Origin of the sequence: Sinisalibacter aestuarii, assembly GCF_027923545.1 — a bacterium.
Classification (GTDB): Bacteria; Pseudomonadota; Alphaproteobacteria; order Rhodobacterales; family Rhodobacteraceae; genus Sinisalibacter; species Sinisalibacter aestuarii.
Genome location: NZ_BROH01000001.1, coordinates 847806 through 862704, shown reverse-complemented (window position 1 = coordinate 862704; position 14899 = coordinate 847806). Strand labels below are relative to the sequence as shown.

18 protein-coding genes are annotated in these 14899 nt (G+C 64.8%); 8 read left to right on the top strand and 10 right to left on the bottom strand.

Translation table 11 applies throughout. The features are described 5' to 3' along the window. Positions 1-55: 55 nt before the first annotated feature. Both QMG28_RS04385 and QMG28_RS04380 read right to left on the bottom strand, forming a co-directional pair. Complete coding sequence (locus QMG28_RS04385) at positions 56-421, bottom strand: rhodanese-like domain-containing protein (protein ID WP_281840934.1); 366 nt, start codon at positions 419-421, stop codon at positions 56-58. 133 nt (positions 422-554) lie between these two features. Next, positions 555-980 carry a rhodanese-like domain-containing protein gene (locus QMG28_RS04380; protein WP_281840933.1) on the bottom strand — a complete coding sequence of 142 codons (426 nt, stop codon included), beginning with the start codon at positions 978-980 and terminating at the stop codon, positions 555-557. A gap of 128 nt (positions 981-1108) precedes the next feature. On the opposite strand from QMG28_RS04380, the gene QMG28_RS04375 reads away from it, so the two are divergent. The 6 genes from QMG28_RS04375 to QMG28_RS04350 all read left to right on the top strand — a co-directional run bounded on the left by QMG28_RS04375 (position 1109) and on the right by QMG28_RS04350 (position 5531). Then, positions 1109-1981 (top strand): TIGR01459 family HAD-type hydrolase, encoded by an 873-nt coding sequence (locus QMG28_RS04375; protein WP_281840932.1) that lies wholly within the window; start codon positions 1109-1111, stop codon positions 1979-1981. 91 nt (positions 1982-2072) lie between these two features. After that, the gene (locus QMG28_RS04370; protein ID WP_281840931.1) at positions 2073-2516 is read left to right on the top strand and encodes a MaoC family dehydratase; all 444 of its coding nucleotides are present in this window, start codon (positions 2073-2075) and stop codon (positions 2514-2516) included. A gap of 199 nt (positions 2517-2715) precedes the next feature. Beyond that, positions 2716-3024, top strand: coding sequence for a hypothetical protein (locus QMG28_RS04365; protein WP_281840930.1), 309 nt, complete (start codon positions 2716-2718; stop codon positions 3022-3024). A gap of 76 nt (positions 3025-3100) precedes the next feature. Next, complete coding sequence (locus QMG28_RS04360) at positions 3101-4039, top strand: bifunctional riboflavin kinase/FAD synthetase (RefSeq protein WP_281840929.1); 939 nt, start codon at positions 3101-3103, stop codon at positions 4037-4039. Continuing rightward, positions 4039-4482, top strand: a complete 444-nt coding sequence (locus tag QMG28_RS04355) for a YcgN family cysteine cluster protein (protein WP_281840928.1) — start codon at positions 4039-4041, stop codon at positions 4480-4482. Before QMG28_RS04360 ends, QMG28_RS04355 begins: the two co-directional genes overlap by 1 nt. A gap of 2 nt (positions 4483-4484) precedes the next feature. Further along, positions 4485-5531, top strand: coding sequence for a threonine aldolase family protein (locus QMG28_RS04350; RefSeq protein WP_281840927.1), 1047 nt, complete (start codon positions 4485-4487; stop codon positions 5529-5531). On the opposite strand, the gene QMG28_RS04345 is transcribed toward QMG28_RS04350, so the two are convergent. Both QMG28_RS04345 and QMG28_RS04340 read right to left on the bottom strand, forming a co-directional pair. Next, the gene (locus QMG28_RS04345) at positions 5528-6334 is read right to left on the bottom strand and encodes an alpha/beta fold hydrolase (protein ID WP_281840926.1); all 807 of its coding nucleotides are present in this window, start codon (positions 6332-6334) and stop codon (positions 5528-5530) included. The two genes, QMG28_RS04350 and QMG28_RS04345, sit on opposite strands and share 4 nt — an antisense overlap. Further along, positions 6334-6930 carry a 2-hydroxychromene-2-carboxylate isomerase gene (locus tag QMG28_RS04340; protein WP_281840925.1) on the bottom strand — a complete coding sequence of 199 codons (597 nt, stop codon included), beginning with the start codon at positions 6928-6930 and terminating at the stop codon, positions 6334-6336. Before QMG28_RS04340 ends, QMG28_RS04345 begins: the two co-directional genes overlap by 1 nt. Positions 6931-7044: 114 nt before the next feature. Here QMG28_RS04340 and QMG28_RS04335 point away from each other — a divergent pair, with 114 nt between their 5' ends. After that, positions 7045-8058, top strand: coding sequence for a ribose-phosphate pyrophosphokinase (locus QMG28_RS04335; RefSeq protein WP_281840924.1), 1014 nt, complete (start codon positions 7045-7047; stop codon positions 8056-8058). Between the two features lie 15 nt (positions 8059-8073). On the opposite strand, the gene QMG28_RS04330 is transcribed toward QMG28_RS04335, so the two are convergent. Then, positions 8074-8427, bottom strand: a complete 354-nt coding sequence (locus QMG28_RS04330; RefSeq protein ID WP_281840923.1) for an H-type lectin domain-containing protein — start codon at positions 8425-8427, stop codon at positions 8074-8076. A gap of 64 nt (positions 8428-8491) precedes the next feature. Continuing rightward, positions 8492-9712, bottom strand: a complete 1221-nt coding sequence (locus QMG28_RS04325) for an MFS transporter (protein WP_281840922.1) — start codon at positions 9710-9712, stop codon at positions 8492-8494. Between the two features lie 114 nt (positions 9713-9826). On the opposite strand from QMG28_RS04325, the gene QMG28_RS04320 reads away from it, so the two are divergent. Then, a complete protein-coding gene (locus QMG28_RS04320) occupies positions 9827-11734 on the top strand; it encodes an elongation factor G (protein WP_281840921.1) in 1908 nt (635 codons plus the stop codon). Positions 11735-11833: 99 nt separating this feature from the next. Here QMG28_RS04320 and QMG28_RS04315 read toward each other — a convergent pair whose 3' ends face one another. From QMG28_RS04315 to QMG28_RS04300, 4 genes are read right to left on the bottom strand one after another with little or no spacing between them, the layout of a single operon-like run. Further along, entirely contained in the window at positions 11834-12115 is a 282-nt protein-coding gene (locus QMG28_RS04315) for a hypothetical protein (RefSeq protein WP_281840920.1), read from the bottom strand. A gap of 16 nt (positions 12116-12131) precedes the next feature. Beyond that, entirely contained in the window at positions 12132-12545 is a 414-nt protein-coding gene (locus tag QMG28_RS04310; protein WP_281840919.1) for a F0F1 ATP synthase subunit epsilon, read from the bottom strand. A 12-nt stretch (positions 12546-12557) separates the two neighbouring features. After that, entirely contained in the window at positions 12558-13982 is a 1425-nt protein-coding gene (atpD, locus tag QMG28_RS04305; protein ID WP_281840918.1) for a F0F1 ATP synthase subunit beta, read from the bottom strand. Positions 13983-14003: 21 nt separating this feature from the next. Next, positions 14004-14885: a F0F1 ATP synthase subunit gamma gene (locus QMG28_RS04300; protein ID WP_281840917.1), complete on the bottom strand. Its 882-nt coding sequence runs from the start codon at positions 14883-14885 to the stop codon at positions 14004-14006. Positions 14886-14899: the final 14 nt, after the last annotated feature.

Below are 14899 nucleotides of genomic sequence, written 5' to 3'. Positions count from 1 at the left end.
GAAATGAAACGCCCCGCCGGTTCGGGCGGGGCGCGCTGTTGCTCTGTGGGGGCGATTACGCCGCCGGGGCGACCGGCTGGTAGCCCTGCCGGGCGACGATCTCGATCATCCCGCCAGCGGCCGAGATCACCTTGTTCTCGATCATCTGCGCCAGATACATGCCCGCCGCCTGCGTGCGGCTGCCCGAGCGGCAGACCAGCACCACGTCGCGCCCGTCTGCAATCTCGTCCTTGATCTCGGCCAGAAAAGTCTGCGGATCCTGGAAGGTGACGAGCTTTGCCCCCTCGATCACGCCGGTCTGATACCATTCCGGCGGCGTGCGGATATCGACGATCAGCGCGCCGGAGGCGTTCATCTCGTCAACACTCATCACCTTGTGCTCAAAGCCCTCGATCTGCGGGGCCGCGCCAAAACCGAACATCGCCGTTTCTCCTTTGCGTCCCCGGGTCCGGGGAATGGTCTACGCATTCAATAATCTAAATATGTAACCTCAGTCCTTGTTCCAAAGGATTCCAGCGCGTCACAGGGCCGCAGGTCAACCCCGAAAGCGCCGATCAGCTCGGCGAAACGGTCCGGTAGCCCGAAGCGATCACCTTGCTCATGCCGCCATCGACCGAAACGATGCGGTTCGGGATCATGCCCTGCAGCGCCCGCGCGGCGGCCGAGGTGCGGTTGCCCGAACGGCAGACAAGGATCAGATCGCGCCCATCGGCGAGCTGCGGGCCGACCTTCGCCAGAAAACTCGCCGGATCGGTGAAGGTGACGAGCTCCGCCCCCTCGATCACCCCGGTCTGCGACCATTCCGGCGCGGTGCGGATATCGACGATCAGCCCGCCGGTGGCACGCATTTCGTCCACCGTCATGAACCGATGGTCGAACCCGGCCTCGCCGGTGCCGGTCATCGCATAGCCGATCCCGGCCACGCCCACGAGGGCAAGGGCGCTGAGGCCGAGAACCTGCCGCTTGGTGAAATTGCTCATCTGGAGCTCTCCATCTTTATATTCGTTTTTTGCTATATGAGTTTCCGGCAGCGGAATTCCAAGTCGCAATCGCGCGCGCCCTTCCCTTTTTGCAGGCGCGCGGGCACAAGGGGGCGAAAGGAGCCACCATGACCCGGATCGTCGAAACGCTTGCCGAGATTTCCCAGCCCTATGACGTGCTGCTGTGCGATCTCTGGGGCTGCGTGCATGACGGTATCCGCCCCTTTCCCGCCGCCGTTGCGGCGCTGCAGAAGTTCCGGGCCGGCGGTGGCACCGTCATCCTCGTCACCAATGCGCCGCGCCAGCGCAGTGCCGTGCAGGCCCAGCTCGACCGGATGGACCTGCCGCGCGACAGCTATGACGATATCGCCTCGTCCGGCGATGCGGCGCGGGCGGCAATGTATCGCGGTGCGGCGGGTGAAAAAGTCTGGTTCATGGGCGAGCCTCATGACGAGGTGTTCTTCGAGCCGATGCAACTGATCGAAAACCCGGTTGAGATCACCCGGGTGCCGCTCGACGAGGCCGAAGGCATCATCTGCACCGGCCCGTTCGACCCGCTGGCCAACCCCGCCGATCTGCGCCCGCACCTGCTCTACGCCAAGCAGAAGGGGCTGAAGCTGCTCTGCGCCAACCCCGATCTCGTGGTCGACCGGGGCGAGGTGCGCGAATGGTGCGCCGGCGAGATTGCCCGGATCTACACCGAAATGGGCGGCGAGAGCCTCTATTTCGGCAAGCCCCATCCGGCGATCTACGACCTCGCCCGCGCCCGGCTCGCGGCGCTGGGGATCGCCCCCGATAACAGCCGCATCCTCGCCGTGGGCGACGGGATTCACACCGATATCCAGGGCGCGCTCGGCGAAGATATCGATTCCCTCTTCGTCACTGGCGGCCTTGCGGCGGATGAAACCAAAACGTCGCAGCAGCCCGACCCCGCCGCGCTCGACGCCTTCATTCAAAGGGAAATGGTCACCCCGACCTATGCCAGCGGCTTCCTGAGGTAGCGCAAAGAGCGGGCTTGATTTTCTGCACCTGCAAAGTAATATTCTTGCCAACCCGGCACAGGCTTGGTGAGAATATTACCTGGAGGAGCGGATGTTGGACAATTTGCCTCGCGGCACGATCGTGATCGAAGATCTCGAAATCGGTATGACGCGCCATCTCACCAAGGAAGTCACCGACCGCGACATCGAGCTCTTCGCCGAGGTCTCGACCGACCGCAACCCGGTGCATCTCGATGATTCCTATGCGCAGGACACGATCTTCGAGGGCCGTATCGCCCACGGTATGCTGACCGCCGGGCTGATCTCGGCTGTGATCGGCGAGCAGCTTCCCGGGCACGGCACCGTCTATCTCGGCCAGAACCTCAAATTCATCGCTCCCGTGCGCCCCGGCGACGTGGTGCGCGCCGAGGTGACGGTGATGGAAATCGACTATTCCAAACGCCGGGTGCAGCTGAAAACCGAAGCCTTCGTCGGCCACAAGCTGGTGCTGAAAGGCGAGGCCACGGTGCTGGCGCCCTCGGGCAAGTTCGACTGACTGGCGAGCGGCGGCAAGGCTGAGCCGCTCCTGCACTGGCTGGAAACGCACACCGGCACGGCAAAGCAGCATCGCTCTCCTTAAAGGCGAATCTTCGTTCGGAAGGCGCCGATTGAGTTGCGCCTGAATTCCCAGAAAATTCTTGATTTATTAATGTTGTAGTGATCTTTTCATTGCACAACCTTGTGTGGAGTAAAACATGTTGCGTACCCGTTTGGCTGCTTTGGCCGTGCCAGTTCTTCTTGCGTCGTGCGGTGTCTCCGTCGACAACCTTCAACCGGTCGTTTCTCAGTTCAACGGCGACAGTGTCAGCATTCAGTTGAACGGCAACGTGTTCGAGTTCTTGGCAGCGGAAGACAAGCAGGTGGCGCTGAACAAGGCAGATGCAGAAGCGGCACGCATTTGCGCCAAAGGCCCAAAAAAGAAAGCGGAGTTTGCGAGTTTTCGCAACGTTCCCACCGGCCAGTATTCCTACGTGATAGAACGCCTGTATCTTTGCCTGCACTAGCCATCGGCACGCAAAGCGCACCGGCGGGCGCGACTGTGGCTTGCACGCGGGCGGGGGCCGGGCTAACTCGCTTGTCATGCGGATTATTCGAGACTGGCAATTCGTCGAAGATCAGGACCGGGGCGCGTCGGCGGCCATCGGCAATTTCGACGGTGTGCATCGCGGCCATCAATATGTGATCGACATCGCCCGGACCGAGGCGGAGCGCCTTGGCGCCCCGCTCGGGGTGATGACCTTCGAGCCGCATCCGCGCCAGTATTTCGCGCCCAAGGCCCCGCCCTTCCGGCTGATGAACGCCGAGGCCCGGGCCCACCGGCTGGACTGGCTCGGCGTCGACAAGCTCTATGAGCTGTCGTTCAACGACACGCTTTCAACGCTCTCGCCCGACGAGTTTGCCGGGCGGGTGATCGTCGACGGGCTCGGGCTGCGCCACGTGGTCGTCGGCGAGGATTTCCATTTCGGCAAGGGCCGTGCGGGCAATCCCGAAACGTTGCAGGCGCTCGGTGAGGAGCTTGGCTTCGGCGTGACCGTCGCGCCGCTCATGCATGACACCGGCGAAGAAATCAGCTCCACCGCCATCCGCCAGGCGCTGACCGAGGGCCGCCCGCGCGATGCCGCGCGGATGCTCGGCCACTGGCACCGGATCGACGGCAAGGTGATCCGCGGCGACCAGCGCGGCCGCGATCTTGGCTTTCCCACAGCCAATATGTCGATCAGCGGGCTGCACCCGCCAAAATTCGGCGTCTATGTGGTGAAGGTCGATGTGCTCACCGGCCCCCATGCCGGCGCATATGGCGGGGCGGCGAGCATGGGCGTGCGGCCGATGTTCGGGGAAAACCTGCCGAACCTCGAAAGCTTCCTGTTCGACTTCAAGGGCGATCTCTACGGTGAACACCTCTCGGTGGCGCTGATCGACTATCTGCGCCCCGAAGCGAAATTCGAGAGCCTCGACGCGCTGATTACCCAGATGAACGCCGATTGCGAACAGGCGCGCGGCGTGCTGGCCGCCCTCTGATGGCCCGGCTGCGCCACCGCTTCTGGGAGCTTCCCCTGCGCCAGCTCACGCCCGAGGAATGGGAGGCGCTCTGCGACGGCTGCGGCAAATGCTGCCTCAACAAGCTCGAAGACGAAGAAACCGGCGAAATCGCTTTTACCCGCGTCGCCTGCCGCCTGCTCGACGGCGCGACCTGCCGCTGCGCCCAATACGATATCCGCCTGCAATTCGTGCCCGAATGCATCGTGCTCACGCCCGAGACGATGGACAAGGTCGCCTATTTCATGCCCTCTACCTGCGCCTACCGGCTGCGCCACGAAGGCGAGCCGCTGCCCGACTGGCACCCGTTGCTGACCGGCGACCCCGACAGCGTGCACGAGGGCCATTCGGTGCGCGGCTGGACCGTGCCCGAATTCGAGGTGGATGAGGAAGATTGGGAAGATTACGTGATCGAGGACCAATAATCATGCATTTCGCTTCCGACAATTCCGGCCCGGTCCATCCGAAGGTGATGGCCGCCCTCACCGCCGCCAATGACGGCTATGCCATGCCCTACGGGGCCGACGATCTGATGAATGCGCTGCGCAGGCAGATGCGTGAGCTGTTCGAGGCGCCCGAAGCGGCGATCTACCTCGTCGCCACCGGCACCGCCGCCAATTCTCTGGCGCTGGCCACGTTGAGCCAGCCCTTTGAAACGGTGTTCTGCTCGCCCGTCGCCCATATCCATGAAGACGAGTGCAATGCACCGGAATTCTACACCGGCGGGGCCAAGCTCACGCTGGTGGGCGACAGCGAGAAGATGCTGCCCGGCGCGCTGCGCGCCGCGATCGAGGCGGAAGAAAGCCGTGGCGTGCACGGGCCGCAGCGCGGGCCGGTGTCGATCACCAACGTCACCGAGCGTGGCACGGTCTACACGGCAGCCGAGATCGGCGCGCTGGCGGCAGTGGCGAAGGAATATGGCCTGCCCGTGCATCTCGACGGCGCGCGTTTCGCCAACGCCTTGGTAGCAACCGGCGCAAGCCCGGCGGAGATGACCTGGAAAGCCGGCGTGGATGCGCTGAGCTTTGGCGGCACCAAGAACGGGCTGATGGGCGTGGAAGCGGTGATCCTGTTCGACCCGGCGAAAGCCTGGGAATTCGAACTGCGCCGCAAGCGTGGCGCGCATCTCTTCTCCAAGCACCGCTTCCTCTCGGCACAGATGCTCGCCTATCTCGAAGACGGGCTCTGGCTGGAAATGGCCCGCGCCGCCAATGCCGCCAATGCCCGGTTGGTGCGCGGGTTGAGGCAACTGCCCGGTGTGAGCTTTGCCCATGAACCGCAGGCGAATATGAGCTTCGCCGGCTGGTCGCGGGCAGGCCACCGGCGGCTGCACGAGGCCGGGGCGCAATATTACCTCTGGGCAGGGCATCTGGAGGGCAACGACCCGGACGAGATGCTGACCGCCCGGATGGTCTGCGACTGGTCGGCCAACGACGAGGATATCGACCGTTTCGTCGCGCTCGTGCGCGGCTAAAGGCCGAGAAACCGCGCGATCTCGCCGGCCACCGCCTGCGGGTGGGTGACGGGTGACATATGCCCTGCCCCCGCGATCACCGCACGCCGCGCAGCCGGCAACCGGGCGGCGAGCGCCGACATGACCTCGTCCATGATCGGCGGCGAAAGATCTCCCCCGATCAGAAGGACGGGCCGGTCAACCGCGTCAAGTCCGCCCGGCGCGAGCAGGCCGGCAATATCGTCCAGCGTCACCGGGTTTTCATCGGCGATAAGGTGAATGCGCCGCGCCAGCCCGGCGCGGGCGGCTTGCGTCATCTCGCTCCACGGGCTTTCCGGGCTGAGCGCGGCGTTGAAGATTTCAGCGGCCTTCATCCGGTCGCCTGCCGCTAGGGCGGCTTCAAACCGCTCCATCGCCCCTGCATGGGCGGCAAAGCGCGGGCCGCCCCGGATCGCGGCGAAGAGCGGCGGCTCGATCAGGGTCAGGCTGCGCACGAGGTCGGGCCGTGTGAGCGCCAGCCGCAGCGCCGCGATGCCGCCGAAGCTGTGGCCCACGATATCCGCCCCCTCGCCCGCAAGCGCCCCCGCGATCCGCGCGGTCAGATCGAGCAGCCCCGCCGCGCCACCCTCTCCATCCCAAGCGCCGCTGCGCCCGTGACTGGGCCGGTCGAAGCAGACCATGTCGAGCCTCTCGGCCAGCACCGCCTGCGCCGGCGCCCAGGCCCCGCTATGGGCGAGCGAGCAATGCAGGAACACCGCCCGCCGCGCCCCGGAACCGGAGCGCGTGACATGGGTGGGAAAGCCTGCAACCAGCGGAACCGGCATCAGCCCTGCGCAAGATGGTCGGCGAGATCGTCGAGCCGGTCCTGCCCCCAGAACAGCGCCCCGTCGCCGGTAACGAAGCTCGGCGCGCCAAACACACCGGCCTGCACCGCATCTTCCAGGTTGCGGCCATAGATCTCGGCGCCGGTGAACAGCCCGGTATCGGCCAGCGCCGGATCGAAGCCCGCACCGGCCAGCGCCGCCTTCACCACCTCGTCTTCGGCGATGTTCTTCTCCCCCGCCCAGCAGGCGGCCAGCACCGCCTCGACAAGCGCGAACATATCGCCGCCGCCCGCCTGCTGCGCGGCGATGATTGCGTAAGAGGCCGGGGCCGGGTTGGTGGGGAAGAACGCAGGCTCCACATTGATCGGCATCCCCGCGCGCTTCGCCTGCCGGGCGAGGTCGGCCAGCCGGTAGGCCTGCCGGGAGGGGTGGCGCTCAGCCGGCAGCGTGCCGCCCGTGCGCCCGTAGAGCGCGACGATATCGAAGGGCTTCCACACCACATCGAGCCCGTATTCCGCCACCACTGCCCGAAAGCGCGGCAGCGACAGGTAGGTGTAAGGGGAAATCGTGCTGAAATAGACGTCGATCCGTGGCATTTTGTGTCTCCCCGCGCGCCTTGTGGTGGTCATGACCCTAGCCCGGTGCTAAGCGGTGTCAACGACGCGCCGTCGCGATTCTGTTACATGAAACGACCCGCCAGGGATGCCAGAATGCCAGCCATCAACGAACCCAAGCTCATCTCGGGCAATGCGAACCTGACCCTCTCGACCGCCGTTGCCCGGCGGATGTCGATCCATCGCGGTGCGAAGGTCGACCTCGTGAATGCCCGGGTCGAACGGTTCAACGATCAGGAGATCTTCGTCGAGATCCACGAGAACGTGCGCGGCGAAGACATGTTCATCATCCAGCCGACCTCGAACCCGGCGAATGACAACCTGATGGAACTCCTGATCATCGCCGATACGCTGCGCCGCTCCTCGGCCGCGCGCATCACCGCCGTGATCCCGTATTTCGGCTATGCCCGGCAGGACCGCCGCACCAAGGCCCGCACGCCGATCAGCGCCAAGCTGGTGGCCAACATGATCGCCCATGCCGGCATCGAGCGGGTGCTGACGATGGATCTTCACGCCGCCCAGATCCAGGGCTTCTTCGATATCCCGGTGGATAACCTCTATGCCAGCCCGATCTTCGCCCTCGACATCAAGCATCACTTCAGGGACTGCCTCGACGAAGTGATGGTGGTCAGCCCCGACGTTGGCGGCGTGGCCCGGGCGCGAGAGCTTGCCAAGCGGATCAACGCGCCGCTCTCCATCGTCGACAAACGCCGCGAAAAGCCCGGTGAAATCGCCGAGATGACCGTGATCGGCGAGGTCAAGGACAAGCGCTGCATCATCATCGACGACATTGCCGACACCGCCGGCACACTGGTGAAGGCCGCCGAGCTTCTGATGGAATACGGCGCCAAGGAAGTGCATGCCTATATCACCCATGGCGTCATGTCGGGCCCGGCGGTGGAACGGGTAACCGGCTCGGTGATGAAGAGCCTGGTGATCACCGACACGATCGAGCCGACCGCCGCGGTGCGCTCTGCGGCGAACATCCGCGTGGTGCCCACCGCGCCGATCTTTGCCCAGGCGATCCTCAATATCTGGGGCGGCACCAGTGTTTCGTCGCTGTTCGAAGACGCCACGCTCGAACCGCTGTACGAAACGCATTACTCCTGAAGCCGGTCGGGCCGCTCAGGACGACAATTCCCAATCGTCCTCATGGGGCACCTCGCCCAGCGCGATCCAGTCGGCGCGCACGCGGGCGATGCGGGAATCGCCCCAGGTGCGGAACACCAGGTCGAACCCGTCGGCGCCGACATTCTCGGCACTGATATCCATCCGCTGGTTGGTGCTGTGATCGACATCCCACATCGACAGGCTCACCTTTACCGCCGGTGCGGTCAGGAAGGGTTCGGAAAAATCCACCGCCATCCGGAACTCGCGCTCGCCCTCGCCCGACCACATCCTGCCATTGTGCTTATAGTCGGAAAACAGGACCTGGCTGCCCTGGTCGATCCCCATCCGATGGGTTCTGATCTTCCACATCCGCTCATCTGCTCGTTTGAATAATCGGGGCGACAATGCCCAAGACTCGCAGGGGCTGCAAGCCTCAGGGGGCGGCCCGCTTTCGCTGCGGGTTCAGCGCGAGGAAGGCGGGAAAGACAAGGATCAGCAGCAGGCCCGAGGCTATGAAGGGCGCCCCCGGCATGTAGAGCCGGGCATCCTCCGCCGCGAAGGCATGAAACAGCGGCGTCACCAGCAGCGGCGCCACCACGGCGGCGATCGAACCGAGCGAGGCGATCACCCCCTGCAAGAGCCCCTGCCGGTCTTCCGGCACCTGGTTCGACATCATCGCCGTTGCCGTCGGCGGCACCATATCCGACAGACAGGCGAGCGGGATCAGCGCGAAGACGACCCAGGCGAAGGGCGCAACGCCAAGCCCGATCAGCGCGGCAATGGCCGCGATGGCACCGAAGATGAGAGTGCGGAACTCACCGATGCGGGGGATCAGGACGGGCAGCACCGCGCCCTGCGTGACGGCCACGCCGATGCCATAGACGGCGAAGGACGTGCCGATCACCGCCGCGCTCCAGCCAAAGGTTTCGCGCGACCAGAAGGCCCAGAGCGTGGGGTAGACCATGTTGGCGAACTCGAAGGTAAACAACACCATCAACGGCAGTGCGAGCCCCGGCAGCCGAAACGCGGCGCCGATCGCGCCGAACGGGTTGAGATCGGCCCGGGTGAAGCGGCGGCGGCGCTGCGGCGGCAGGCTCTCGGGCAGCACCAGCAGCCCAAGCGCCACATTGGCCGCCGCGAAACAGGCCGCAACCCAGAACGGCGCGGTGAGGTGCCACGCCGCCAACAGCCCGCCCAGCGCCGGCCCCATGACGAAGCCGATCCCATAGGTCGCGCCGATCAGGCCGAAATTCGCCGCGCGTTTCTCCGGCGGCGAAATATCGGCGAGATAGGCGGTGGCGGTAATATAGGTCGCCCCGGCAATGCCCGCGAGCACCCGGCCGACCAGCAACAGCCAGAAGCCCTGAGCCAGCGCCATGATCACGTAATCCACCGCCAGCGTGGCCAGCGCGATCAGCAGCACCGGCTTGCGCCCCAGCGCATCGGACAGCCCGCCAATCAGCGGTGCAAACAGAAACTGCATCGCCGCATAGGCGGCCATCAATATCCCGCCGAGCAGCGCACCCGACGCCGCATCGGCTGCACCCACCCGTTGCATCAGGTCGGGCATCAGCGGAAAGATCAGGCCGACCCCGATCGCATCGAGCAGGATCGTGGCCAGGATGAACAAGAGAGCATGGCGCGGCGTTTCCATGCCGCGACTTAGCGTGCGTAAAGTGCAGGCGGCAAGGTAAAGGTTTGATCTGACGCAAGGCCGGGGTCCATCATCGCGGTAATGTTGGAGCGTTCACCGAAGGAGGATCCGCTCATGAGAGTCTTCACCGTTTTGGGACCGTCCCACTCCGGCAAATCAACACTCGTCGAGGCCCTGGTCGGTCTCGACGGGTCTCCCGGCAAGGCATTCGACATCCCCGGCGTCGCACAGGTTCGCTCCTTCGGGTTCATGGGCGAGGACTGGGCAGCGATAGATATCGCCGGCGGATCGGAAAACCTTGCGCCGGTGGGCGGCGCTCTGGCGGCCTCTGACGCCGCCGTGCTCTGCGTACCCGCCGATGCCGAAGGCGCGGTGCTGGCCGCGCCCTATCTGCGGATGATCGAGGAGGCGGGCGTGCCCGCCCTCATCTTCATCAACAAGACCGATATGCCGGTGAGCCGGATGTCGCAAACCGTTTCGGCGCTGCAGACCTATTCGCGCCATCATATCGTGCTGCGCGAAGTGCCGATCCGGCAGGGCGAAGAGATCGTCGGCATGGTCGATCTGGTATCGGAACGGGCCTGGAAGTTTCATGACGGATCGCCCTCGACGCTGATGGAGATCCCCGAAGCCGTGCGCCCGCGCGAAGAGGAGGCGCGCGCGGAACTGCTCGAAAGCTACGCAGATTTCGACGATGCGCTGCTGGAAGAGATCATCGAAGACAAGGCGGTGATGGCCGAAGAGGTCTATGAAGTCGCCACCCGTACCCTTCAACACCATGACCTCGTGCCCGCCTTCCTCGGCAGCGCCGAGCACCGCAACGGGATCACCCGGCTGATGAAATCGCTGCGCCACGAGGCCCCCGGCGTCGAGGTCGCGGCGGCACGGCTGGCGGGCGGCGCGCTCGGTGTGGGCGCGATGGCGGATGTGGTGAAACACCTGGGCAAGACCGTGCTGGTGCGCGCACTGGGCGGTGAGATTGCCGGCGGCCAGCCGCTTGGCGGGGCCAATGTCGGATCGCTCACCGATCTGGACGCGAAATCCGGCCTCGCCACGCTCGCGGCGGGTGGTCTCGGGCTGACGGTGAAATCCGATCACCTGGCGGCCGGCCGCGCCTTCACCGCGACGGCGGCGGACAGCCTGCCGGACTGGGCACGCCCCCATGCCTCGGCCTTCCGCCGCCTGATAAGCCCGGTCCATGACAAGGATGACAGCCGCCTCTCCACCGCGCTGGAACGGCTCGATGAGATCGACGCGGGCCTGTCCGTCAGCCAGGACGAAAAGACCGGCAGCCCGGTGCTTGCCACCCAGGGGCCGCTGCATCTGCGCCGTGTCATCCAGAAACTCGCCGACGATTTCGGCGTCGAGGTCGAGGAAGCGCCGGTGCCGCCCGCCCTGCGCGAGACGATCCAACGCGGAACCGAAATCCATCACCGCCACCGCAAGCAATCCGGCGGCGCGGGGCAATTCGCCGATGTAGTGGTGGCGCTGAAACCGGAACAGCGCGGCTCGGGCTTCGCCTTCACCGAAACCGTGAAAGGCGGCGCGGTGCCGCGCAACTACATCCCCTCCGTCGAGGCGGGCGCGGTGGATGCGCTGACCGAGGGGCCGAACGGCTTTCCGGTGGTCGATGTGTCGGTCGAGCTGAAGGACGGCAAGGCGCATTCGGTCGACTCGTCGGACTACGCCTTCCGCACCGCCGGCAAGAACGCGATCAAGGAGGCGCTGGCGGAGGTCGGCACGGTGTTGCTGCAGCCGATCATGAAGGTCGACATCCATGTGCCGAGCCTGTTCTCGGGCGGGCTGGTGCCGATCGTCTCGGGGCTGAAGGGCCAGGTGCTCGGCTTTGAGGCTCATGACAGCGCGGCGGGCTGGGATGTGTTCCAGGCGCTGCTGCCGATGGCGGCGGAGGACGAATTGTTCAACGCTCTCGCCGGGGCGACGCGCGGTACGGCCTGGTTCTCGTCATCCTTCGATCACTATCAGGAAGCGCGTAAGGAGGAGCTGGCCGCGTATCTCTAGCCGGTCAGAACGCGCTCCAAAGGCGGGCCGGTGGCCGCGTCGGGACCACCACCCGACCGGCATACCGGCCCGTTTTCTTTGAGTGAAGGGCGGCCTGGTTCAATCGCGCGGCCACGCCGTTTTACAGGGTAGCAATATCTCCAGAAATCCGGTTTTCCGGTTTTCCGGTTTTCCGGTTTTCCGGTTTTCCGGTTTTCCGGTTTTCCGGTTTTCCGGTTTTCCGGTTTTCCGGTTTTCCGGTGAATGTTTGCCTGACACCCTATTGGTCAATAGTTTTTTGGCAAAGTCGCAGCCCATCCCACAGAACCAGCGAGGGCAAAACTCCCCACCAAACACGAAAAAGCCCCGCGCTATGTCAGCACGGGGCTTTTCCTGATTCATCTCGCGGTCGCTGGTATCAGCTCGCCTTGGCCTGCAGCCCGAGCTCAGCCGCCACCTGGGCGATATCGCCGACCTGCTTGGCAAGCTGATCGAGCATCTCCGGCTGAGCGTTATCGCGGGCGGCAACGGCGGCGGTGACGAACTCGTCCATCACCTCCTGCGTCACTTCCGAAACCGGCATCGCCCGTTCGGCCAGAACCGAGGTGCCCGAGGGCGAAATCTCGGCAAAGCCGCCGGTGACCACGTATTTCTCTTCGCCCGACGCCCCCTGCACGGTGACGATGCCCGGCCGCAGCGTGGCGATGGTCGGCGCATGGTTGGCCATCGCCGTGAAATCGCCGTCAGCGCCGGGAATCTGCACCGCGCTGGCTTCACCCGAAGCGAGCCGCCGCGCGGGCGAGACCAGGTCGAATTGCATCATGTCAGCCATGAATGGCCCTCCTTAGGCAGCCTCCGCCGCCATTTTCTCGGCCTTGGCGATCACCTCTTCGATGCCGCCCACCATGTAGAAGGCGCCTTCCGGCAGGTGGTCGTATTCGCCGGCGACAACCGCCTTGAACGACGAGATCGTGTCTTCCAGCGGCACCTGGACACCGTCCGAGCCGGTGAACACCTTGGCCACGTCGAAGGGCTGCGAGAGGAAACGCTGGATCTTCCGGGCGCGGGCCACGGTCAGCTTGTCCTCTTCGCTGAGTTCGTCCATGCCGAGAATGGCGATGATGTCCTGAAGCGACTTGTAGCGCTGCAGGATGTTCTGCACGTCACGCGCCACCTGGTAGTGCTCTTCACCGACGACCGCCGGGTCGAGGATCCGCGACGACGAGTCGAGCGGGTCCACGGCCGGGTAGATGCCGAGTTCCGAAATCGCCCGGCTCAGAACGGTCGTGGCGTCGAGGTGGGCGAAGGTGGTCGCCGGGGCCGGGTCGGTCAGGTCGTCCGCGGGCACGTAGACGGCCTGGATCGAGGTGATCGAGCCGGCTTTCGTCGAGGTGATGCGTTCCTGCATCGCGCCCATGTCGGTGGCCAGCGTCGGCTGGTAGCCCACGGCCGAGGGGATACGGCCGAGAAGGGCCGACACTTCCGAACCGGCTTGCGTGAAGCGGAAGATGTTGTCGACGAAGAAGAGCACGTCGGTGCCCGACTGGTCGCGGAACTGCTCGGCCAGGGTCAGGCCGGTGAGCGCGACGCGGGCACGGGCCCCCGGAGGCTCGTTCATCTGGCCGTAGACGAGGGCCACCTGGCTCTCTTCGAGGTTATCGGGCTTGATAACGTTGGATTCGATCATCTCGTGGTAAAGGTCGTTGCCCTCACGGGTCCGCTCACCCACGCCGGCGAACACGGAATAGCCCGAGTGCACCTTGGCGATGTTGTTGATGAGTTCCATGATGAGAACGGTCTTGCCCACGCCGGCGCCGCCGAACAGGCCGATCTTGCCGCCCTTCGAGTAGGGGGCGAGAAGGTCGATCACCTTGATGCCGGTGACGAGGATCGCGGTTTCGGTCGCCTGCTCGTCGAATTCGGGGGCGGGCTGGTGGATCGCGCGGCGCTCGGTCGCGACGACCGGACCTTTCTCGTCAACCGGCTCGCCGATGACATTGAGGATGCGGCCCAGGGTGGCGTTGCCGACGGGCACGAGGATCGGCTCGCCCACATCGGTCACTTCCTGACCACGCACGAGGCCCTCGGTGGCGTCCATCGCGATGGTGCGCACGGTGTTCTCGCCAAGGTGCTGAGCCACTTCGAGCACCAGACGCTTGCCGTTGTTATCGGTTTCGAGGGCGTTCAGAATCGCCGGCAGGTGATCCTCGAACTGAACGTCGACAACGGCGCCGATGACCTGGGTCACTTTGCCTTTTGCATTTGCCATGTGTTTCGTCTCCGGTTCCGGTTAGAGCGCCTCGGCGCCCGAAATGATTTCAATCAGCTCGTTGGTGATGACGGCCTGACGCGAACGGTTGAATTCGATGGTCAGCCGGTCGATCATATCGCCAGCGTTGCGCGTCGCGTTGTCCATCGCGGACATCCGCGCGCCTTGTTCCGAGGCAGCATTTTCCAGCAGTGCCGCAAAGATCGCGGTGGCCACGCCCGAGGGCAGCAGGGTCGCGAGGATCTGCTCTTCCGAGGGCTCGTAATCGTAGACCAGGCCGGTGTGCTCGGCTTCGGTCTCGACCTCGTCGAACTTGGCCGGAATCACCTGCTGCGCCGTCGGGATCTGGCTGATCACGCTCTGGAACTCGTTGAAGAAGATCGTCGCCACATCGAATTCGCCGGCATCGAACCGGGCGATCAGATCGGCCGCGATCTTCTGGGCGTTGTCATAGCCGATATTGCGCACGTCGCTGAGATCGACATGGGCGATGAAGCGGTCGGCATGGTCACGCTTGAGCTGCTCACGGCCCTTTTTGCCGACGGTGAGGATCTTCACCGTCTTGCCCTGGGCGATCAGCCGGTCGGCATGCGAGCGCGCGAGTTTCACGATCGACGAGTTGAAGCCGCCGCACAGGCCCCGCTCGGCGGTCATGACCACCAGGAGGTGCACCTTGTCGTCACCCGTGCCCCGCAGCAGCTTCGGCGCGGCTTCGGACCCTGCGGCAGCCTTGGCCAGCCCCGCCAGAACGGCGTTGAACCGTTCGGTGTAGGGGCGCGAGGCCTCGGCTGCATCCTGGGCGCGGCGGAGCTTGGCCGCCGCGACCATCTGCATGGCCTTGGTGATCTTGCGCGTCGACTTGACGCTCTCGATCCGGTTTTTCAGGTCCTTAAGACTTGGCATTGCCAGCCTCCTCT

Coding starts and splice junctions, on each gene's coding strand:
- QMG28_RS04385 (WP_281840934.1), bottom strand. CDS start 421: ATGTTCGGTTTTGGCGCGGCCCCGCAGATCGAGGGCTTTGAGCACAAG.
- QMG28_RS04380 (WP_281840933.1), bottom strand. CDS start 980: ATGAGCAATTTCACCAAGCGGCAGGTTCTCGGCCTCAGCGCCCTTGCC.
- QMG28_RS04375 (WP_281840932.1), top strand. CDS start 1,109: ATGACCCGGATCGTCGAAACGCTTGCCGAGATTTCCCAGCCCTATGAC.
- QMG28_RS04370 (WP_281840931.1), top strand. CDS start 2,073: ATGTTGGACAATTTGCCTCGCGGCACGATCGTGATCGAAGATCTCGAA.
- QMG28_RS04365 (WP_281840930.1), top strand. CDS start 2,716: ATGTTGCGTACCCGTTTGGCTGCTTTGGCCGTGCCAGTTCTTCTTGCG.
- QMG28_RS04360 (WP_281840929.1), top strand. CDS start 3,101: ATGCGGATTATTCGAGACTGGCAATTCGTCGAAGATCAGGACCGGGGC.
- QMG28_RS04355 (WP_281840928.1), top strand. CDS start 4,039: ATGGCCCGGCTGCGCCACCGCTTCTGGGAGCTTCCCCTGCGCCAGCTC.
- QMG28_RS04350 (WP_281840927.1), top strand. CDS start 4,485: ATGCATTTCGCTTCCGACAATTCCGGCCCGGTCCATCCGAAGGTGATG.
- QMG28_RS04345 (WP_281840926.1), bottom strand. CDS start 6,334: ATGCCGGTTCCGCTGGTTGCAGGCTTTCCCACCCATGTCACGCGCTCC.
- QMG28_RS04340 (WP_281840925.1), bottom strand. CDS start 6,930: ATGCCACGGATCGACGTCTATTTCAGCACGATTTCCCCTTACACCTAC.
- QMG28_RS04335 (WP_281840924.1), top strand. CDS start 7,045: ATGCCAGCCATCAACGAACCCAAGCTCATCTCGGGCAATGCGAACCTG.
- QMG28_RS04330 (WP_281840923.1), bottom strand. CDS start 8,427: ATGTGGAAGATCAGAACCCATCGGATGGGGATCGACCAGGGCAGCCAG.
- QMG28_RS04325 (WP_281840922.1), bottom strand. CDS start 9,712: ATGGAAACGCCGCGCCATGCTCTCTTGTTCATCCTGGCCACGATCCTG.
- QMG28_RS04320 (WP_281840921.1), top strand. CDS start 9,827: ATGAGAGTCTTCACCGTTTTGGGACCGTCCCACTCCGGCAAATCAACA.
- QMG28_RS04315 (WP_281840920.1), bottom strand. CDS start 12,115: ATGAATCAGGAAAAGCCCCGTGCTGACATAGCGCGGGGCTTTTTCGTG.
- QMG28_RS04310 (WP_281840919.1), bottom strand. CDS start 12,545: ATGGCTGACATGATGCAATTCGACCTGGTCTCGCCCGCGCGGCGGCTC.
- atpD (WP_281840918.1), bottom strand. CDS start 13,982: ATGGCAAATGCAAAAGGCAAAGTGACCCAGGTCATCGGCGCCGTTGTC.
- QMG28_RS04300 (WP_281840917.1), bottom strand. CDS start 14,885: ATGCCAAGTCTTAAGGACCTGAAAAACCGGATCGAGAGCGTCAAGTCG.